Raw genomic sequence first — 19,289 nt, 5'->3', positions numbered from 1 at the left:
TTAACCTTTTCGTTCGACTACGGCTGCGGTCATTCTTGATACGCAGCAAAGCTCATTGCGACTATTGGTTATTTTAATGTCCCAAACTGAGCTGCGTTTACCAATATGATAAGCCCTTGCGGTAGCCGTTAATGTGCCGTTGCGTGACGCTTTTAAGTGGCTTGCGCTGATCTCTTGCCCAACACAATAAAATCGACTGAAATCAACTACAAAGTTAGCGGCATAACTTGCTACGGTTTCAGCAAGGACCACATTGGCACCACCATGCACTATACCCATAGGGTTATGATGCTCTGGAATTGCCGGCATAGTGGCGACTAAGTAGTCATCTCCAATTTCACTGATTTCAATTCCCATGGTCTTCATGAGCGTGCCTTGGCCAGTGATCCCTTGATCTAATTGCTTACAAAACTCTAATGTAATTGGTTGGTGCCAAATGCTCATACTCGCTCCTAAAAGAATGTTTAAAAATATAAAATTGAGCTCATATTAAGGTGAAATTTAAATCTTGTCGTGAGTGATAGCAAATAAAATTTTTTTAGCTTAATTTAAGCAGGTAGCCATACTACGACGCCTGCTTATGTAGCTTGCTTATTATTGGTAACTAGCGACCAGTTCTACATTATTATAAGCATCAAAGCCTTTGAGCATGACAGAGTAATTTCCACTGCGAGTATCACTGCAGCTCTCATTATTGCCATTTCTATATGGGCGACAATCAAAATTATTTGTGGATGCCGTTTCGTTAAATTTTACATATATATCAGCATCACCACTACCACCTGATGTTCTAAAAGTAACTTGTGTTGCTTCACTTGGTACTGCAAATGTAAATAATTTTTCGCTATTCTTTGCGCCATTAACCATAATTGCTTGGTTATTTTGGAGTACATTGTCACCAGGAATTGGGGGGGTTGAAGATCTAAAGTTTGCAATAATAGGGTTAGTTAAGTTTAACACTCTGGCATTGTCATGTTCTGCCGAAGTCCCCATTACATCTCCATTGTATGATTTATTAGGGTTCGACCAGTAATTAATACGTGTACAATTACCTGGACAATTATATGCCATCACTGAACGCCATTGTGATTGAGGCTGTTGGTAACCATGTCCAAATGAATAAGGAGTTGTTGAAGGATCGTTTTCTGGATTATGGCGAGCGCCTTGTAAGTGCCCAATCTCATGACCAAAGGAATAGTAGCCCGTTGCACAATTATAATCGACCATAGCAAAAGCGCTTTGAGCATTAGCGCCAATGGCTTTGGCCTGGCCACAGTAACCATTGACATCATTTACTAATATAACTACATCTGCACCGAATTGATCGCGTAATGTATGTGCTTCATCCATATAACCATCGTTCTTAGCTGCTAAACGATTTAAATCAGTACTTGAGTTTGCAGCTTCAGTATAATTAATTTGGCTCATGTGGGCTATGCTAACAACTGCGTTGACGCCTGAGTTTTGATAACCTTGGTTGGTTTCAACAACCGCAAGATCAATTAAGCTATTTATATCCCCTGATTTTTGAGCTGCTGCTGGGGTATATAAAACTAATAAACTAATATTACTTTGCGTTTCGTTAGCCATTACCGATTGAGTGTTTTGAGCTATTAAAATTTGTTCACTCATAAACTCCAGGTGATTAGACTGTTTATAGTCGGGAGCATGTTCAGCTGGCTGCTTTTGGGGATCTAATTCAATGAAATTATGACCAGAGTGCTTATTTGGTTGTAATTTATATATCTGTTCACCTACTTTTACAGTACCCGAAATGCCTTTTGCAGATTTAATAAGTGTTATTTCGTCATCTTCTAAACTTTTACCAATCCAAATTAAGCTTCCCGTTGCTGACAAACTTGTTGAACTTTTTATAAATTCAATGTCGTTACCTTTAACAGGTAAAAGAAAGGTATTTGTGCTATTTGTGAGCTCAAAAAGAGGCTGGCCAAACTGTAATTGATTACTTGTTTGTGTGGCCACGCTTTGTGACTCATTAATATATTGCACTTCAAAAAGCGGAACTTGAGCTTGTGTATAGCCGCTGAATAGGAGTCCGATAAATAAAGGTGAGTATTTTTTCATTTCATAGTCCTTTTTGGTTTGTTTTGTCCACATAAAGTGTACACGCTAATATTTTTATTTCAATTAATTAACATTGCCACCTATTAAAATTAACTATTGTTGTAAATTTTAAGATACATTTTTTATTTTTACTGTTGATGGGTTGCTTTAATCAGTGCAAAAATAATTTTTAGTAGTTAAGAGCGGGTTATATCCTAATGCGATAAGCTAATTATTATCAGTGGAACTAACTTAATTTATATTTGCGATCTTAAAATAACTGTATATACTCACAGTTAATTGTACTGTATGGAAAACCAGTTGTATGCGACCATTAACGAAACGCCAAGCGCAAATACTCGAACTTATCAAAGTGTTTATTAAAGACACTGGTATGCCTCCTACACGTGCCGAGATTGCACAAACACTGGGTTTTAAAAGTGCAAATGCTGCAGAAGAACATTTAAAAGCACTGGCTAAAAAAGGTGTGATTAAAATGAAGCCGGGCGCGAGTCGGGGTATTCAGCTTGTTGAAGAAGAAGAGCCAGAGCAACTGGGCTTACCTTTAATTGGTCGAGTTGCTGCGGGTGAGCCAATATTGGCGCAACAGCATGTAGAAAGCCACTGTAAAATTGACCCTTTAATGTTTAAACCTGCGGCCGATTTTTTACTGCGTGTTAACGGCATGAGTATGAAAGATATTGGCATTATGGATGGCGACTTACTCGCTGTACATAAAACTCAAGTAGCTGAAAATGGTCAGGTTGTTGTTGCTCGAGTGGATGATGATGTTACGGTTAAACGTCTAGAAAAAGCCGGCAGAAAAGTATTACTGCATGCTGAAAATGACGAGTTTTCAGCTATTGAAGTAGACTTGGAGAATGAATCTTTCAATATTGAAGGTTTAGCGGTGGGTGTTATTCGTAACGCTGATTGGATGTGATATTTAAACATAACTTAGCGCTTAATATTGATTAGGCGCTGTTTTTACATGAATTATTTTTGTACGATATTGCTTGTGAATCGCTTTTTGTTATTTCAAAAAATCACTAAATACTTTATAGATAAACAAATTTATTCTAATTGTTTTAAATCATAAAACTTTATATTTTTTCCGCTGTTATTCAAGCTACCCCTTACCAACTCTGACTCTTAGATTAATTACCTCATTAGTTAATATTTTTTTGCTGCACTTTTTTAAGTAACCCCCTTGTTTATTTTTCATACTCACCTTGCTTATTGTTTATTTTTTAACTAGTTATTAAAGAGCTGGAATAAAAATAACTCACAGCCTTGTCGTTTTGAGCACACACATTTAGTAACTCCAGCACCCTTATAAAAAATAAAAATAACGAATGGGCGTTTAAGCCGTATGCCTCTTCGCTTTGCGTCAGCAATAGCATCAAAGGAGCCGTCACATGGGTAAGCTGAGTTCTTCCTTGTGGCTTATATTGTTAGTTTTTTCGCAAAATGTGCTTGCTAATAGCCAATATAATATGCGTAAAGGCGTAACTGATATAAGTAATAATGTATACCAACTGCACATGACCATATTTTTAATATGTTGTGTGATTGGGGTGATCGTGTTTGCCATTATGTTTTGGGCACTCATCCATCATCGCAAGTCTAAAGGGGCTGTCCCTGCCCAGTTTCATGAAAGTACCAAAGTAGAAATACTCTGGACTGCCATTCCTTTTGTCATCTTAATTGTTATGGCCATTCCTGCGACTAAAACGTTAATTGCCATGGAGGATACCAGCAAAGCTGATATCACCATAAAAATTACTGGATCACAGTGGAAGTGGCATTACGAGTATATGGGGGAGGACGTTGAGTTTTATTCAATGTTAGCGACTCCTCAAAATGAAATAACGAATCTTGCCGATAAAAACCCGAATTATTTACTCGAAGTAGATAAGCCGCTGGTGCTACCGATTAATCAAAAAGTACGTTTTTTAATGACTTCAGATGATGTAATTCACTCATGGTGGGTACCTGATTTTGCAGTTAAAAAAGATGCAAACCCTGGGTTTATTAACGAAACATGGACCAGTATTAATGAAGTAGGTACTTACCGCGGGCAGTGTGCAGAGCTGTGTGGTAAAGATCATGGCTTCATGCCTGTTGTGGTAGAAGCAAAAACAGAAGAAGACTTCAAAACGTGGTTGGCAGAAGCTAAACAAGCTAAACAAAAAGCGGCTGAAGCAGACGCTGCGTTATTAGATCAAGTGGTACCAAAAGAGGAGCTGATGGCTCTTGGTGAGCAAGTTTATATGGCGAGCTGTGCAGCGTGTCATCAACCTACAGGTTTAGGTTTGCCGGGTGTCTTTCCAGCACTTAAAGGCAGCCCAATAGTTATAGGTGATATCAAAGGTCATATCGATATCTTACTTCATGGTAAACCAGGTACAGCGATGCAGTCTTTCGCAAAGCAATTATCTATTAAGCAGATAGCAGCCGTTATTACTTATAAGCGTAACGCATGGGGTAATGACACCGGAGAGGTAATTCAACCAAGCGAAATACAAGCGGCACTGGATGCTGATGGGGAGGCTAAATAATGAGTAGCATTGCAGAACAACCTAATTCCAATGAGGCTCATCATGGCCATCAACCTGCAACAGGCTTTAAGCGCTGGTTATTTACAACCAACCATAAAGATATAGGAAGCTTATATTTAATTTTTTCTCTCACCATGTTTTTGATTGGTGGAGCAATGGCTATGGTTATTCGGGCTGAGTTATTTCAGCCGGGTTTACAATTGGTTGATCCTCACTTTTTTAATCAAATGACCACAGTACACGGTTTAATCATGGTGTTTGGTGCAGTAATGCCTGCATTTACTGGATTGGCAAACTGGATGATTCCGTTAATGATTGGTGCGCCAGATATGGCATTACCGAGAATGAACAACTGGAGCTTCTGGATTTTACCATTTGCGTTTTTGATTTTGTTAGCGTCACTGTTTATGCCTGGTGGCGGTCCTGCATTTGGGTGGACCTTTTACGCTCCGCTTTCCACCACTTATAGTAACGACAACACAGCAATGTTTGTATTTGCGGTACATATAATGGGTATCAGTTCGATTATGGGTGCCATTAATGTGGTGGTCACCATAGTGAATATGCGTGCTCCGGGTATGACATGGATGAAACTGCCGTTATTTGTGTGGACATGGCTGATCACGGCTTTTTTACTTATTGCAGTAATGCCGGTACTTGCTGGTGCAGTTACTATGGTACTCACCGATAAATACTTTGCGACCAGCTTCTTTGACGCCGCTGGTGGTGGCGATCCGGTAATGTTCCAGCATATATTTTGGTTTTTTGGTCATCCTGAAGTTTATATTATGATTTTGCCTGCCTTTGGCATTATCTCTACGATTGTTCCTACTTTTTCACGTAAAAAACTATTTGGTTATGCCTCTATGGTGTACGCCACTTCCTCGATTGCCTTGTTGAGCTTTATTGTGTGGGCGCATCATATGTTTACCACAGGTATGCCCGTGGCGGGTGAGTTGTTTTTTATGTACGCGACTATGTTGATATCGGTACCTACCGGCGTAAAAGTATTTAACTGGGTAGCAACTATGTGGCGTGGCTCTATTAGCTTTGAAGTGCCGATGCTGTTTAGTATCGCATTTATTGTGCTGTTTACTTTAGGTGGCTTTTCGGGATTGATGTTGGCGATCACACCTGCTGATTTTCAATACCACGACACCTACTTTGTAGTTGCACACTTCCATTATGTGCTGGTGACGGGCGCGGTATTTTCTATTATGGCGGGGGCTTATTATTGGTTGCCAAAATGGACCGGAAATATGTTCAATATTACTTTGGCAAAATGGCATTTTTGGTTGTCCTTGGTAAGTGTAAATGTGCTGTTTTTCCCAATGCATTTTGTGGGGTTAGCTGGTATGCCACGTCGAATTCCAGATTATGCACTGCAGTTTGCTGACTTTAACGCCATTATTAGTATAGGTGGGTTTGCCTTTGGTTTATCGCAATTACTGTTCGTTGTTGTTGTGTATAAATGTGCAAAAGGGGGCGATAAAGTGCCTGCAAAAGTTTGGGATGGGGCAGAAGGGCTTGAATGGGAAGTTGATTCACCAGCGCCATATCATACGTTCTCAACGCCGCCGGACATTAAATAATGACTCACTTGCCGTTATTAAAAAAGCTGGTGGTTATTTGCATTGCAATGTTTGCTTTTGCATTTGCCATGGTACCTATATATGACGTGTTTTGCGATATAACCGGGCTTAATGGTAAGCCCTCGCTAGAACAAGCACAGCAAAGTACCTTGGTTACTGAGAATAGAGAAGTTAGCGTTAGTTTTACCACCCATGCCCAAAGTGGTGCGCCTTTTGAGGTTAAATCTAAAGAATACAGTGTAGATGTAAAACCAGGGGCCATGCGTGAGGTTATGTTTAGCGCTAAAAACAACAGTAATGAAGACAAAGTGATGCAAGCGATACCCTCGGTAGCGCCGGGTAAAGCGGCTAAGTATTTACACAAAATAGCGTGTTTTTGCTTTGACCAGCAACCTTTGAAGGCTGGCGAGGAGTTAGAGTTTAAATTACTTTTTTATGTTGATACTGAGTTACCTAGTGATGTGGAGGAGTTAACTCTGTCTTATACCGTATTTGATATTAGCGAGAAGTTAGTAGCCAGTAATAACTAGCTTATAAAACTAGTGAAAAACTAGGAGCAAATGAAATGAATCAAAAATATGAACATTATTACGTACCTGATCAAAGCCCATGGCCAATAGTTGGCGCGGTGGCGCTATTTTTTATTGCGGTAGGGGCAGCCTTAACAGTTATGGATATGGGTAAAGAGGGAGGCAGTGGTGTTTACTTACTGTATGTGGGTATTGCCGTATTGCTTTATATGCTGTTTAGCTGGTTTAAAAATGTGATTGAAGAGTCGCATCAAGGTTTATATTCTGCACAAATGGATCGCTCATTTAGACAAGGTATGAGCTGGTTTATTTTTTCAGAAGTCATGTTTTTTATGGCCTTTTTTGGGGCCCTTTTTTATGCTCGCATGTTTTCTGTGCCTTGGCTTGGAGGCGCCGATAACAACGCCATGACTAACGAAGTGTTATGGCCTACTTTTGAGGCTGTGTGGCCATTGTTAAATACCCCAGGGGGCACCTCTACTCAAGCAATGGGTTGGCAAGGGTTACCACTGATAAATACCCTTATTTTATTGGCTTCGTCGGTAACTCTGCATTTTGCCCATGTAGCGATGGAAAATAACAAACGTACTCCACTTAAGGTGTTTTTAGGCGTAACTATTTTGCTGGGAGTATGCTTTTTAGGGCTCCAAGTAGAAGAATATATTTATGCTTATAATGACCTTAATTTAACCCTTGATGCGGGAATTTACGGTAATACCTTCTTTTTGCTAACCGGTTTTCACGGTATGCATGTCACCTTAGGTACCATTATTTTATTAATCGTTTTCCTACGGATTTTAAAAGGCCACTTTACAAAAAATAAGCACTTCGCGTTTCAAGCTGCGGCGTGGTACTGGCATTTTGTTGATGTTGTTTGGCTATGTTTGTTTGTTTTTGTATATGTACTGTAGTGGGCAAAGGTGATTGATTTGCCGTAATTAAACCGAGCTTTAGTGCGGCAATTACCATCACTAATACCACAACAGAAAATAACACTCGACGCCCTAAAAAGTGAGACATGGGGCGTCCATTGGTTTTTCCCGACACCATAATAAATAAAGCACGAAATAAATTAAACAATATAAATAATAACAGTAGAACAATAATAATTTTAATAATCACTGGATTTACCCTATGCAGTTAGTTGTATTTAACAAACAAAAGCTTAGCTCAATAATCACAGTTTGCCTGGTTGTTATTGTGGTATTAGTTTGTATGCGTTTAGGGTTTTGGCAATTACAGCGCGCAGATCAAAAGCAACAACAGCTTAATGCCATTGAAAATATTCAACAGCAAGGAGTTATGAGCTGGGCACAGTTGCAACAACTGCCAAAAGAGTGGAATAAAACCGGCGTATTAGTTTCGCTGAGTGGTTATTTTGATACCAATAATTATTGGCTGCTCGATAACCAAATTTATAATGGACAGGTTGGATACGACTTACTGACATTATTAAAATTACCTGATGAGTCGCGCTTTTTATTAGTTAATTTAGGTTGGGTAAAAGCTGGCCGATCAAGAGAAATCCTACCAAACGTGACAATACCTAGTGGTAAATTTACGTTAACGGCACAAATTAAAGAAGATAATTTAAGTGGCTTTACCTTAGCTAATAGCAATACTCAGTCAGATTTAGCTAAACGAATTCAAATCATTGATCTGCAATCACTCAGTAGCCAATCCCAGCGAACTTTAGTGGATTTTATGGCCTATCGCCAAGGCGACGAAGATGAGATTGCGGCCCCCCATTATGAAGCTGTTGTGATGAGTCCAGAAAAACATTATGCCTACTCAGTACAGTGGTTTTTAATTGCGATTGCCTGTGTGGTAGTTGCTATTTTTGCAAGCAAGAAGAGGATAGATAATGAAAAATAAACCCCTGTTGCTGTTTGTTGTATGCTGCGCTATCCCTTTAGTGCTGGCTTACAGCGCGTTAAAACTTGATTGGCTACCTACAGCAATTACTAATCATGGTGAGTTTTTAGAACGTGAAATAAAGCTAGACAATTGGCAGCAGCATAATCCAAAACAATGGACCATTGCTTTAAATTATTCAGCACAATGCGAAGAGCCTTGCTCGGAGCAGCTCGCTGCTTTAGATAATTTATATGTTGCCCTTGGCAAAAATCAACACAAAGTAGATATGGCGATAATGGGGAGACCCAAAGCTGCGAAGCCGCATTGGCATATGATTGCTGAACAACAACAATTAAAACCCGCGAGTTTATATTTAATCGACCATATGGGACTGATTGTGCTGGAATATCCATTTAACCCTCAACCACAAGAAAACCGTTTGATACAAAAGGGATTATTAAAAGATCTAAAAAAATTACTTAATTACTCTCGTTCAAGCTAAGTAGAGGCTGCTATGTATAAAAACTATAAAAATTTGGTATTAGCAACGAGTTTATTCGCATTAATTGTGGTAGCTCTAGGCGCATATACGCGGTTAAGTGACGCAGGGCTTGGTTGCCCCGATTGGCCTGGTTGTTATGGCTTTTTAACCGTACCAAAACATGAAGCCGAGATTGCGCATGCGATTCAAAGCTACCCCGATATGATATTTGAAACAGCAAAAGCATGGAAAGAAATGATTCATCGCTATTTTGCCGGCACGCTGGGGGTATTAATTTTAGTGTTGTTTATTTTGGCTTTTGTAAAACGTCAGTATCCGACTACGCCCGTAAAATTACCGATGCTACTGCTTTTGCTTGTTATTTTTCAGGCCGCGCTAGGTATGTGGACGGTTACTATGAACCTGCAGCCGCTTATTGTGATGGGGCATTTACTCGGAGGGTTTAGTATTTTTGCGTTATTAACGTTGTTGTACTTACGGCTGACTAGCCAGCCAATTACGGGGGGGGACGCAGGTGCAAAACCTCACTTTAAACTAAGCTTGGTGGCGCTCACGGTACTTATTTTACAAATCGCCTTAGGTGGCTGGTTAGCGGCTAATTATGCCGCGCCACATTGTAATGGTTTACCGCTATGTAGCTATGCTCAGCCGTTTTCGCTCAGTAGTGTTTTTCAGCTACCGTTAGAGCACAGCAATTATGAGTTTGGCGTGTTGTCACAACAAGCGCGTATGTCTATTCATTTACTGCATCGTATGTGGGCATTGGTCACTTGTATTGTGTTGGCACTCGTTATGTGGCGAATATACAGCCATGCCTATTCACAAAAAATTAAAAGCTGCACAGTGAGTGTATTGGTAGCGTTATTTTGCCAGATAGCGTTGGGGTTAGCTGTAGTATATTTTCACTTTCCGATCAGTGTTGCGCTGGCGCATAACTTAATGGCTGCCATACTGTTATTAACTATGGTTAGGTTATGTTATTACCTAAAAGTCCGTACCTAAAGGGGAATCGTTATGGCACTTACAATTAACAAAAAAGCAATGCAGCCCGTTTATAGCCCATCGTTATTGACTAAAAGTTATCATTTAATCCAAGATTATTTAGCAATCAGTAAATTTAAAGTGGTGGCTATGTTGGTGTTAACGGCATGGGTGGGCTTGGCTCTCGCCCCTGACGTTGGTAGAGGCATTGGGGTTCAGTTCATAAGTTTATTAGGGATTGGTTTACTCTCTGCGGCAGCTGCCGTTATCAATCATGTGGTTGATAGTGAAATTGATAGTAAAATGGCACGTACACGCCACCGCCCAGTCGCCAAAGGGCGCTTAAGTAAATTACACGCATTGAGTTTTGCTGCTGTTATTGGCGTGGCAGGGTTTATTATGTTGATGTTGTGGGCAAATACACTCACTGCCATACTTACATTATTTGCACTTGTTGGTTACGCATTTATTTATACGTCGTTTTTAAAACGCGCCACGCCACAAAATATAGTGATTGGTGGTTTGGCTGGCGCCATGCCACCTTTACTTGGTTGGGTGTCTGAAACCAATCAAATGGCAGCCGCTCCTTGGTTGTTGGTTATGATTATATTCACATGGACTCCTCCGCACTTCTGGGCGTTAGCAATCGCGCGTAAAAGTGATTACGAACGCGCTAAAATCCCTATGTTACCTGTCACCCATGGAATCGACTTTTGTAAAACCTGTGTGCTCGCGTACTCAGTGCTATTAGCCATTGTGTGTGTATTACCCTATTTGATAGGTATGTCGGGACTTATTTATTTAAGTGGGGCCTGTATCCTCAATATACTCTTTATATACAAAGCAATTAACTTAAAATTTGCCGCCAAAGAAGACACCGCAATGGATTTATTTCGTTTTTCGATTGTTCATTTAATGATACTCTTTGTTATCTTATTTATAGATAAATGGCTAGTTATATGAAGCAGTTATGGTGTGGGTTAATTGTTTTTTCGGTGCTTTTTTTATCGGCATGTGATGATAAAAAAAGTTTACAAGATCTTGATGCATTAGTGTACGAAACTGCAAAACCGTTATCCGATTTCGCGCTGAATGATCAACAGGGGGAGTTAGTAACCAAAAAGCAGTTTTTAGATCAATGGAACTTAGTGTTTTTAGGCTACACAAGCTGCCCTGACATTTGTCCAATGACGCTTGCTAAGCTCAACAATGTCTATAAAAACTTACAAGCTGACTATCCACTGCAGGTGTGGTTTATATCTGTTGATCCTAAACGAGATATTGCTCAAAAGCGTAAAGAGTACATAGATTATTTTAACCCTAAATTTTTAGCTGTATCTGGGGAGCATAAAGACTTATTTCCATTTGTACGAGAGCTGGGATTAATTTATGCAATTAGTGATAGTGATGAATCTGACTATGCGGTGGATCATAGTGCATCGGTTGCACTTGTTGATGGTAGTGGCGCCCTGAGAGCTATTTTTAAGCCCGAATTTAAACAAGGAGATGTGCCTTTGGTGAATACTACAAAATTAACAGCGGAATTTATTGAAATAGCAGATTACTACAAAAACTAGTTTTTAATGGTTTAACAATTTTAAAGGGGATTTGTGCCCCTTTTTACGTTTTTTAACAGCTGTTTTTAATTAATTAGTTATTTTTTAGTCGTTTTTATGGCGTTTTCTTTATCTCGGTCTAAGCTTTTGTTATGGATTGAGTTGATAAGGAAAAGCTTAAAAATGCTTAAACTACCAAATGAGCTTTCAATTGTTCAGGTTGACGTTTTACATCAAGATTTATTAAGCGAGCTTAATAATAGCCGAGATATTTGTCTGGATATTAGCGATGTCATGTCTGCTGATACCGCCTCGGTTCAACTCCTTTGTGCCCTACAAAAACACCTTCTTACTATCAATCAAAAAATTGCCTGGGTTGGCAGCAGTGACGCATTAAAAAATGCCATTGAACAACTCGGTTTAAGTGAATATTTAGCTTCAGAAAGTACTAACTAGAGGTTTATATGAAAAGAATTTTAGCTGTCGATGATTCTGCATCAATGCGCCAAATGGTGAGCTTTACGTTAAAAACAGCAGGGTTTGATGTTACCGAAGCCAAAGATGGCAGCGAGGCATTAGCCATTGCCAAGCAACAAGGTTTTGATGCAGTTATTTCTGATGTAAACATGCCAATTATGGATGGGATCACACTTATTAGAGAGCTAAGAGGGCTACCAGATTACAAGTTTACACCGCTGCTTATGCTTACTACGGAGTCGGGGATGGATAAAAAAGTAGAAGGTAAAGCTGCTGGGGCAACAGGATGGATTGTAAAACCTTTTAACCCAGATCAGCTATTAGCCGTGCTAAAAAAAGTAATCCGTTAACTTAGGAGTGCACTGTGAGTATTGATTTAAGCCAGTTTTTTGAAGTGTTCTTTGAAGAGAGTTTTGAAGGCCTCGATATCATGGAGACTGAATTACTCAACTTAGTGCCAGGCGAAGAAGACTTAGAAACCATTAATACTATATTTAGAGCTGCTCATTCAATAAAAGGGGGCAGTGCTACTTTTGGATTTAACTCAATTGCAAATTTTACCCATGTATTAGAAACATTATTGGATCAAATTCGTGAAGGTGAGCGCAATATAACTAGCGAGCATATTAATTTATTACTTAAATCAGTGGATTGCTTAAGGGCTTTGTTAAGTTCGCTAAAAGTACAGGAAGAACCAGATTTAGCCCAAGCAGATACTTTACGTGAGCAGTTCGAAAAATTACTAGGTATGCCAGCTGGTGAGGAGCAAGGGGAAGAAACACATCATGAGCAGGTTATAGTTAATACTTATCAGATTGATTTTAAGCCACATTTTCATCTTTTTAAAACCGGTAATGAACCTTTGTTTATGATCAGCGAGTTAGCCGAGCTTGGTGAGTTAGAAGTACAGGCATTCACCGATGCCATACCTGATATTAAAGAATTAACCAGCGATGAGTGCTTTTTATATTGGCGGTTTTTCTTAAACACTGAGCGCGATGAGCAAGCCATTAAAGAGATTTTTGAATGGGTTGAAGATGATGCAGATATTAAAGTCGAGCTATGCGGTGGCTTATTTAATGATGCTAAAGCTGGATCAGAGGAAGTAATTAACGAACCGGCTGTTGTGGAGGAAGCTCCCAAAACTGCTGAGCAACCCAAAGCAAATAAAGCAAAGGCAGCTGCCAATGCGCCCAGCGCAAAAGCCGCGCCAGAATCTACCTCTATTCGGGTTGGTATAGATAAGGTTGATTCATTGATTAATATGGTGGGTGAGTTGGTTATTACCCAAGCAATGTTAAATCAGCTTAGCGAACAGGAAATGACAGCCACTGCGGTAACCTCGCTTCAAGAGGGATTGGCGCAACTAGCGCATAATACCCGAGACTTACAAGAAAACGTGATGCGTATTCGTATGCTGCCAATTAATTTTGTATTTAGTCGTTTTCCACGTCTGGTGCGTGATATTGCTCAAAAGCTTAATAAAGAGGTGGAGTTAAAGCTGATCGGAGAGCAAACCGAGTTAGATAAAACTGTGATGGAAAAAATATCTGATCCTATGGTGCATTTAGTAAGAAACTCACTGGATCATGGTATTGAAACTGTAGAAAAGCGTATTGCGGCAGGTAAAGATCCTGTGGGCAAAGTTACATTAAATGCTTTTCATCAGGGAGGAAATATCGTCATTGAAATCATGGACGATGGTCAAGGCCTTAACACTCAAAAGATTAAAGAAAAAGCGATTACTAACGAGCTAATTGCTGGCGATAGCGAGTTAACAGATGATGAAATTAACGAACTTATATTCATGCCAGGGTTTTCTACTGCTGATGAAGTAAGTGACTTATCTGGCCGGGGTGTGGGTATGGACGTGGTTAAACGCAATATCCAATCATTAAATGGCTCGGTAGAGGTGACATCTGCTGCCGGAATTGGTTCTACCTTTACTATTCGGCTACCGCTCACCTTAGCTATTTTAGATGGGCAATTGGTAAAAGTGGCCAAGCATACTTACATTATTCCACTGATCTCAATTGTAGAGTCATTACAAATTGATATTGCAAAAGTAAGCCGTGTTGGTAAAGACCTAGATGTACTCAGGTTACGTGATGAATACATTCCTATTCTGCGCTTATACGAGATTTTTAACCATCAAGGTGCGATTGAATCATTAGATAAGACCTTATTGGTTGTGGTGGAGAACGATAACCAAAAAGTCGGGGTGCTCGTTGACGATTTACTTTCACAGCAACAGGTGGTTATAAAAAGCTTGGAGGCTAATTACCACAAAGTGGACGGAGTCTCTGGGGCAACTATTTTAGGTGATGGTCGTGTCTCGTTAATTTTAGATATTAGCGGTTTGATTAAGCTTTCAGGATTAAAAAAACCTGGCAGCCAAGCATTGAGTATTGAGCCATCAGCGACTCTGGAGGATTCATGTTCTCTGAATCAATAGCATTAAATAGCAATATTGAGCTACAGCGCAAAGAGGGTATTAAGCAGTTTCTTACCTTTATTATGGCTGAAGAAGAATACGGAGTAGATATATTAACGGTGCAAGAAATCCGTAGCTGGGAAGACATAACCGCACTGCCAAATGCCCCTGAGTACGTAAAAGGCGTTATTAATCTACGCGGCACGATAGTACCCATTATTGATTTGAGGTTACGTTTTGGTTTACCCACAATTGCCTATGGGCCGTTAACAGTAGTGATTATTGTAAAAATAGAGTTTGAACAAGAAAGTAAAGTAATGGGTATTACGGTAGATGCAGTGGCAGATGTTTATAGTATTGCAGAGCAAGATGCTAAAGCTGTGCCGAGTTTAACCCAGACCAATGAAAGTGAATATGTAGCAGGGTTAGTCAATGTAGGCGAAAAAATGGTCGCCTTAATTGATTTGCCTGCAACCATGGATATTTAGCGGTAACAGTAACTAAATAAAGTAAATAACTTAAAGGTGGTGATAAGCATGGGATGGTTTAGTAATTCAAAACAGTCTGAATCAAGCAATGATTTGATAATGAATGCATTGCATAAATCATTAGCAATAATTGAATTTGAGCCGAATGGAAGAATCATTACTGCCAATGTTAATTTCCTGCGTGTAATGGACTACTCTCTGGCTGAAATACAAGGTCAGCACCACTCTTTATTTATTAGCTCTAGCGAAGCGAAAAGTGATGAATATCGTCAGTTTTGGCAGCGATTGAACGCGGGTGAGTTTATTTCAGATGAATTTAAGCGGTTTGGAAAAAATGGTAAAGAAGTATGGATACAAGCCACCTATAATCCAGTTTTAGACTCTCAGGGGCAAGTGATTAAAGTGGTTAAATTTGCCACAGAGATCACAATGCAAAAATTAAAGGCAGCCGAAGCAGCTGGACAAGTTGCGGCTATAAATAAATCGCAAGCAGTAATCGAGTTTGACTTAGATGGCACAGTGATTAATGCCAACGATAACTTTTTAGCCACGTTTGGCTACCAACTTAATGAAATACAAGGTAAGCATCATCGCTTATTTGTTGCACCTGAATATGCAAATAGTCCGGATTATCAAACTTTTTGGGCCAAACTTGGGCGGGGTGAATACGACCGAGGAGAGTATTTACGCTTCGATAAACAAGGCAGAGAAATTTGGATTAGTGCTTCTTATAACCCTATTTATGATATGGATGGCCGAATATTAAAAATTATTAAATATGCCACAGATATAACTGAGCAGAAAGAGCTAGAACGAACTTCTAAAAAAACTGCCGACTTAGCCAACGCCCTAAAAGTATGCCAAGCCAATGTGATGATGGCTGATAATGACTTAAACATTATTTTTGCCAACGAACAAGTTAAGCAAATGCTAAAAGCACGCGAAAGAGATTTGCAATCGGTATTACCTAACTTTGCTGTAAGTGACTTAATCGGCACATGTGTTGATGATTTTCATCAACATCCGGCGCATCAGCGCGAACTATTAAAAAAATTAGATGCGCCCCATAAAGCGACACTTAAATTAGCTGGTCTTATTTTTGATTTAATTGCTTCGCCATGGTTTAACGAAGAAGGAGAACGCTTGGGAACAATTGTTGAGTGGCAAGATATTACTGATGAAGTATTTAAGGCCGATGCAGAGCGTGCCAGAGCACAGGAGAACTTACGTGTTCGCCGAGCGTTAGACACTGTAGCAACAAACACTATGATTGCAGATGCATCGAATGTGATTGTTTATATGAATGACGCGGTGAAAAATATGATGAGCAATGCTCAAAATGATATACGCATTGATTTACCTAACTTTGATAGCAAAAATCTACTGAATCAAAATATTGATATATTTCATAAAAATCCAGCCCATCAGCAAAATATGTTGGCTAAGTTAACGGATACCTACAGCACTGAAATTAAAGTGGGTGGCAGAACCTTTGGCTTAGTTGCTAACCCAATTATTACGCCAGACGATGAGCGAATTGGAACTGTAGTTGAATGGGAAGACAGAACAGCAGAAGTAGCTATAGAAAAAGAGGTTGCTCAGCTGGTCAGTGCCGCAAGTAAAGGGGAGCTAAATAGCCGTTTGGTTGAGCAAGGAAAAGATGGCTTTTTCCTACGTTTAGCTCAGGGTCTTAATAGTTTAGTTAAAGTGGTTGACGATGCGGTAACTGATACTGGCAATATGCTCGATGCCATGGCTACTGGTGATTTATCTAAACGGATTGAAAAGGAATACCAAGGCTCGTTTGAAAAACTGAAAACAGATGCAAATGCAACAGCAGATAAACTAACCGAGGTTATTAATCGAATTAACTCATCAGCCACTTTGGTGGCTAGTGGAGCTGAAGAAATTTCACAAGGTAATGCTGATTTAAGCCAGCGTACAGAAGAGCAGGCATCATCATTAGAAGAAACAGCTTCTAGTATGGAAGAGATGACCAGTACGGTACGTCAAAATGCTGATAATGCCAAGGTAGCTAATGACTTAGCTGAAGAAACCTGTGATAAAGCAATTCAAGGTGGTGAGGTTGTTAATAAGGCCGTAACCAGTATGTCGGCTATTAACGAATCGAGTAAAAAAATTGCTGACATTATTGGTGTTATAGACGAAATAGCATTCCAAACAAACCTATTAGCGCTCAATGCTGCTGTAGAAGCTGCAAGAGCAGGTGAGCAAGGTCGAGGTTTTGCGGTTGTTGCAGGTGAAGTGCGTAACTTAGCTCAGCGCTCAGCTGGTGCAGCTAAAGAAATTAAAGAGTTAATTAGAGATAGTGTTGGTAAAGTTGCTGATGGTAGCGCTCTTGTAAATGAATCAGGTGTGACGTTACAAGAGATTGTGGTATCGGTGAAACGTGTGACACAAATGATAGCTGATATAACTCAGGCCTCTGAAGAGCAAAGCGCAGGAATTGAGCAAGTAAATAAAGCTGTATCGCAAATGGATGAAATGACCCAGCAAAATGCGGCATTAGTTGAAGAGGCATCGGCTGCAGGTGAGTCTATGGCAGAGCAGGCTAATGAAATGCGCCGTTTACTGCACTTCTTTTCTCTAGGGCAGCAAGATATGGCGGTGGTATCGCCCACTATTCGCACCCCTGAAATAACGCATAAGCAACAAAATAGCTTCGTTAATAATAAGAGCAAAGGTGAAAACTTTGTAGACTCAGCTGAAGAGTGGGAGGAGTTTTAACCCTGTTTTAGATGGTTCACACAGAAGTAGTGTGAATCTATCTTTATATTTATTTGAGAGTACATAATGAAAGAGTTTTTATTAACGGATAGCGATTTTAAGGAAGTGGCTCATTTAGTGTATAACGCCTGTGGTATTGTGCTTGGGGAGCATAAGCGCGAAATGGTTTACTCACGATTAGCAAGGCGAATTCGTGAGCGTAAATTAACAAACTTCTCTAGTTACCTTGATTACTTAAAAAATCATAAGGACCAGGAGTTTGATGCATTTATTAACGCCATTACTACCAATTTAACCTCTTTTTTTCGTGAAATCCATCACTTTGAGTTTATAAAAGAGCAGTTTATTCCTGCGATGCTAAAAGCAAATAAGCATAATAAACGCGTTCGTATTTGGTCTGCAGGTTGCTCTACCGGCGAAGAGCCCTACAGTTTAGCTATGACCTTACAAGGGGCTTTTCCAAGTGATTGGGATGTGAAAATTTTAGCAACTGATCTTGATTCTAATGTACTAGCTAAAGCCCAGAGCGGTATTTATACTGCGGCAAATGTGAATGGACTGGATGATGCATTGCTCAAGCGCTGGTTTTTAACCAGCAAAGACGGGCAAAGTTATAAGGTGAAACCTAAGCTACAGCAATGTATTTCATTTAAGCGTTTAAACTTACTCCAAGATTGGCCGATGAAAGGCCCATTTGATTTGATCTTGTGTAGGAATGTAGTGATTTACTTTGATAAAGAGACAAAGGATCAGCTTTTTAACCGTTATGCCGATATTTTAAATAACCAAGGTTATTTATTTTTAGGGCATTCAGAAACCATGGGAAAAGAGCATGTCTTATTTAAAAACTTAGGGAAAACCATGTATCAGAAAGTAGCTCATGCAAACACAATTTAAGCCGGTATTAGCGGGATTTGAGCATATTAAACGCTATTGGGATGCCACGCGAGAGCGTGTGGTCGCTAAGGTATTGCCAGGTGAATTTTATGTTTCTAAAAACGATGAGCTGATCACCACAGTGCTCGGGTCGTGCATTGCTGCTTGTGTTTACGACGATAAGCTAGGTATTGGCGGGATTAATCACTTTATGCTACCTATTCAAAAAGGTGAGCGAATTGACCAAGCGCATAGTTTAAGTTGTCGTTATGGTAACTGGGCTATGGAATATTTAATTAATGAAGTGCTTAAAAATGGCGCTTCCCGGGCAAACTTAAAAGTAAAACTGTTTGGGGGAGGCAAAATAATTAGCGCAATGACAGATATTGGTATTGGCAATATCAGTTTTGCCAATGCATATATAGCAGAAGAAGCGCTAAACTTAGTGGCGCATGATATGGGCGGACCCTGGCCGCGTAAAATATTTTTTAATCCTCATAATGGAAAAGTACAGGTTAAAAAGCTAAGAAACTTACACAATAACACTATTGAAAAACGTGAAGTGCGTTACTTGCATAATCTTGAACAGCAAACGAAAGCCACTGACATAGAACTGTTTTAAG

20 protein-coding genes are annotated in these 19,289 nt (G+C 39.7%); 17 read left to right on the top strand and 3 right to left on the bottom strand.

The window, feature by feature from the left end:
* Complete coding sequence (locus tag PUND_RS14320; protein WP_008114168.1) at positions 1-444, bottom strand: PaaI family thioesterase; 444 nt, start codon at positions 442-444, stop codon at positions 1-3.
* A gap of 150 nt (positions 445-594) precedes the next feature.
* On the bottom strand, positions 595-2,085 hold the full coding sequence (locus PUND_RS14315; RefSeq protein WP_010392377.1) for a M12 family metallo-peptidase: 1,491 nt from the start codon (positions 2,083-2,085) through the stop codon (positions 595-597).
* Positions 2,086-2,389: 304 nt separating this feature from the next.
* Here PUND_RS14315 and lexA point away from each other — a divergent pair, with 304 nt between their 5' ends.
* The 5 genes from lexA (at position 2,390) to PUND_RS14290 (ending at position 7,658) form a co-directional block, all read left to right on the top strand.
* Positions 2,390-3,007 (top strand): transcriptional repressor LexA, encoded by a 618-nt coding sequence (gene lexA / locus PUND_RS14310; RefSeq protein ID WP_010392379.1) that lies wholly within the window; start codon positions 2,390-2,392, stop codon positions 3,005-3,007.
* 475 nt (positions 3,008-3,482) lie between these two features.
* Positions 3,483-4,625: a cytochrome c oxidase subunit II gene (coxB, locus tag PUND_RS14305; RefSeq protein WP_010392380.1), complete on the top strand. Its 1,143-nt coding sequence runs from the start codon at positions 3,483-3,485 to the stop codon at positions 4,623-4,625.
* Positions 4,625-6,217, top strand: a complete 1,593-nt coding sequence (gene ctaD, locus PUND_RS14300) for a cytochrome c oxidase subunit I (protein ID WP_010392382.1) — start codon at positions 4,625-4,627, stop codon at positions 6,215-6,217. The genes coxB and ctaD overlap by 1 nt, the downstream gene beginning before the upstream one ends.
* The gene (locus tag PUND_RS14295; protein ID WP_010392384.1) at positions 6,217-6,747 is read left to right on the top strand and encodes a cytochrome c oxidase assembly protein; all 531 of its coding nucleotides are present in this window, start codon (positions 6,217-6,219) and stop codon (positions 6,745-6,747) included. The genes ctaD and PUND_RS14295 overlap by 1 nt, the downstream gene beginning before the upstream one ends.
* Positions 6,748-6,782: 35 nt before the next feature.
* The gene (locus PUND_RS14290; RefSeq protein ID WP_010392387.1) at positions 6,783-7,658 is read left to right on the top strand and encodes a cytochrome c oxidase subunit 3; all 876 of its coding nucleotides are present in this window, start codon (positions 6,783-6,785) and stop codon (positions 7,656-7,658) included.
* Here the strand turns inward: PUND_RS14290 and PUND_RS18455 are convergent.
* A complete protein-coding gene (locus PUND_RS18455; RefSeq protein WP_024602178.1) occupies positions 7,558-7,869 on the bottom strand; it encodes a DUF2909 domain-containing protein in 312 nt (103 codons plus the stop codon). The genes PUND_RS14290 and PUND_RS18455 overlap by 101 nt on opposite strands.
* Positions 7,870-7,881: 12 nt before the next feature.
* Between PUND_RS18455 and PUND_RS14280 the strand changes: the two genes are divergently transcribed.
* The 12 genes from PUND_RS14280 (at position 7,882) to cheD (ending at position 19,288) form a co-directional block, all read left to right on the top strand.
* Positions 7,882-8,622 carry an SURF1 family protein gene (locus PUND_RS14280; protein ID WP_010392389.1) on the top strand — a complete coding sequence of 247 codons (741 nt, stop codon included), beginning with the start codon at positions 7,882-7,884 and terminating at the stop codon, positions 8,620-8,622.
* Complete coding sequence (locus PUND_RS14275) at positions 8,612-9,106, top strand: hypothetical protein (protein WP_010392391.1); 495 nt, start codon at positions 8,612-8,614, stop codon at positions 9,104-9,106. The genes PUND_RS14280 and PUND_RS14275 overlap by 11 nt, the downstream gene beginning before the upstream one ends.
* 12 nt (positions 9,107-9,118) lie before the next feature.
* Positions 9,119-10,108 (top strand): COX15/CtaA family protein, encoded by a 990-nt coding sequence (locus PUND_RS14270; protein WP_010392392.1) that lies wholly within the window; start codon positions 9,119-9,121, stop codon positions 10,106-10,108.
* A gap of 12 nt (positions 10,109-10,120) precedes the next feature.
* On the top strand, positions 10,121-11,050 hold the full coding sequence (gene cyoE, locus PUND_RS14265) for a heme o synthase (RefSeq protein WP_010392393.1): 930 nt from the start codon (positions 10,121-10,123) through the stop codon (positions 11,048-11,050).
* Complete coding sequence (locus PUND_RS14260; RefSeq protein ID WP_010392395.1) at positions 11,047-11,664, top strand: SCO family protein; 618 nt, start codon at positions 11,047-11,049, stop codon at positions 11,662-11,664. The genes cyoE and PUND_RS14260 overlap by 4 nt, the downstream gene beginning before the upstream one ends.
* 162 nt (positions 11,665-11,826) lie before the next feature.
* On the top strand, positions 11,827-12,099 hold the full coding sequence (locus tag PUND_RS14255; RefSeq protein WP_008465590.1) for an STAS domain-containing protein: 273 nt from the start codon (positions 11,827-11,829) through the stop codon (positions 12,097-12,099).
* An 8-nt stretch (positions 12,100-12,107) separates the two neighbouring features.
* Positions 12,108-12,470, top strand: coding sequence for a response regulator (locus PUND_RS14250; RefSeq protein WP_008115349.1), 363 nt, complete (start codon positions 12,108-12,110; stop codon positions 12,468-12,470).
* Positions 12,471-12,484: 14 nt separating this feature from the next.
* Entirely contained in the window at positions 12,485-14,575 is a 2,091-nt protein-coding gene (locus PUND_RS14245; protein ID WP_010392398.1) for a chemotaxis protein CheA, read from the top strand.
* On the top strand, positions 14,557-15,042 hold the full coding sequence (locus PUND_RS14240; RefSeq protein WP_008465584.1) for a chemotaxis protein CheW: 486 nt from the start codon (positions 14,557-14,559) through the stop codon (positions 15,040-15,042). The genes PUND_RS14245 and PUND_RS14240 overlap by 19 nt, the downstream gene beginning before the upstream one ends.
* A 48-nt stretch (positions 15,043-15,090) precedes the next feature.
* Positions 15,091-17,790, top strand: a complete 2,700-nt coding sequence (locus tag PUND_RS14235; protein ID WP_010392401.1) for a methyl-accepting chemotaxis protein — start codon at positions 15,091-15,093, stop codon at positions 17,788-17,790.
* A gap of 66 nt (positions 17,791-17,856) precedes the next feature.
* Positions 17,857-18,687, top strand: a complete 831-nt coding sequence (locus PUND_RS14230) for a CheR family methyltransferase (RefSeq protein WP_010392403.1) — start codon at positions 17,857-17,859, stop codon at positions 18,685-18,687.
* On the top strand, positions 18,671-19,288 hold the full coding sequence (cheD, locus tag PUND_RS14225; protein WP_008112899.1) for a chemoreceptor glutamine deamidase CheD: 618 nt from the start codon (positions 18,671-18,673) through the stop codon (positions 19,286-19,288). Before PUND_RS14230 ends, cheD begins: the two co-directional genes overlap by 17 nt.
* Position 19,289 lies beyond the last annotated feature (1 nt).

The sequence above is a fragment of the Pseudoalteromonas undina genome, assembly GCF_000238275.3.
GTDB lineage: Bacteria > Pseudomonadota > Gammaproteobacteria > Enterobacterales > Alteromonadaceae > Pseudoalteromonas > Pseudoalteromonas undina.
This window is presented reverse-complemented; position numbering and strand designations above follow the sequence as displayed.

What these genes read in the sequence shown, in the direction of transcription:
- PUND_RS14235 (WP_010392401.1), top strand. Translation starts at nt 15,091, where the DNA reads ATGGGATGGTTTAGTAATTCAAAACAGTCTGAATCAAGCAATGATTTG.
- cheD (WP_008112899.1), top strand. Translation starts at nt 18,671, where the DNA reads ATGCAAACACAATTTAAGCCGGTATTAGCGGGATTTGAGCATATTAAA.
- PUND_RS14230 (WP_010392403.1), top strand. Translation starts at nt 17,857, where the DNA reads ATGAAAGAGTTTTTATTAACGGATAGCGATTTTAAGGAAGTGGCTCAT.
- PUND_RS14240 (WP_008465584.1), top strand. Translation starts at nt 14,557, where the DNA reads ATGTTCTCTGAATCAATAGCATTAAATAGCAATATTGAGCTACAGCGC.
- PUND_RS14315 (WP_010392377.1), bottom strand. Translation starts at nt 2,085, where the DNA reads ATGAAAAAATACTCACCTTTATTTATCGGACTCCTATTCAGCGGCTAT.
- PUND_RS14290 (WP_010392387.1), top strand. Translation starts at nt 6,783, where the DNA reads ATGAATCAAAAATATGAACATTATTACGTACCTGATCAAAGCCCATGG.
- PUND_RS14255 (WP_008465590.1), top strand. Translation starts at nt 11,827, where the DNA reads ATGCTTAAACTACCAAATGAGCTTTCAATTGTTCAGGTTGACGTTTTA.
- cyoE (WP_010392393.1), top strand. Translation starts at nt 10,121, where the DNA reads ATGGCACTTACAATTAACAAAAAAGCAATGCAGCCCGTTTATAGCCCA.
- coxB (WP_010392380.1), top strand. Translation starts at nt 3,483, where the DNA reads ATGGGTAAGCTGAGTTCTTCCTTGTGGCTTATATTGTTAGTTTTTTCG.
- PUND_RS14295 (WP_010392384.1), top strand. Translation starts at nt 6,217, where the DNA reads ATGACTCACTTGCCGTTATTAAAAAAGCTGGTGGTTATTTGCATTGCA.
- PUND_RS14275 (WP_010392391.1), top strand. Translation starts at nt 8,612, where the DNA reads ATGAAAAATAAACCCCTGTTGCTGTTTGTTGTATGCTGCGCTATCCCT.
- lexA (WP_010392379.1), top strand. Translation starts at nt 2,390, where the DNA reads ATGCGACCATTAACGAAACGCCAAGCGCAAATACTCGAACTTATCAAA.
- PUND_RS14270 (WP_010392392.1), top strand. Translation starts at nt 9,119, where the DNA reads ATGTATAAAAACTATAAAAATTTGGTATTAGCAACGAGTTTATTCGCA.
- ctaD (WP_010392382.1), top strand. Translation starts at nt 4,625, where the DNA reads ATGAGTAGCATTGCAGAACAACCTAATTCCAATGAGGCTCATCATGGC.
- PUND_RS14280 (WP_010392389.1), top strand. Translation starts at nt 7,882, where the DNA reads ATGCAGTTAGTTGTATTTAACAAACAAAAGCTTAGCTCAATAATCACA.
- PUND_RS14260 (WP_010392395.1), top strand. Translation starts at nt 11,047, where the DNA reads ATGAAGCAGTTATGGTGTGGGTTAATTGTTTTTTCGGTGCTTTTTTTA.
- PUND_RS14250 (WP_008115349.1), top strand. Translation starts at nt 12,108, where the DNA reads ATGAAAAGAATTTTAGCTGTCGATGATTCTGCATCAATGCGCCAAATG.
- PUND_RS14320 (WP_008114168.1), bottom strand. Translation starts at nt 444, where the DNA reads ATGAGCATTTGGCACCAACCAATTACATTAGAGTTTTGTAAGCAATTA.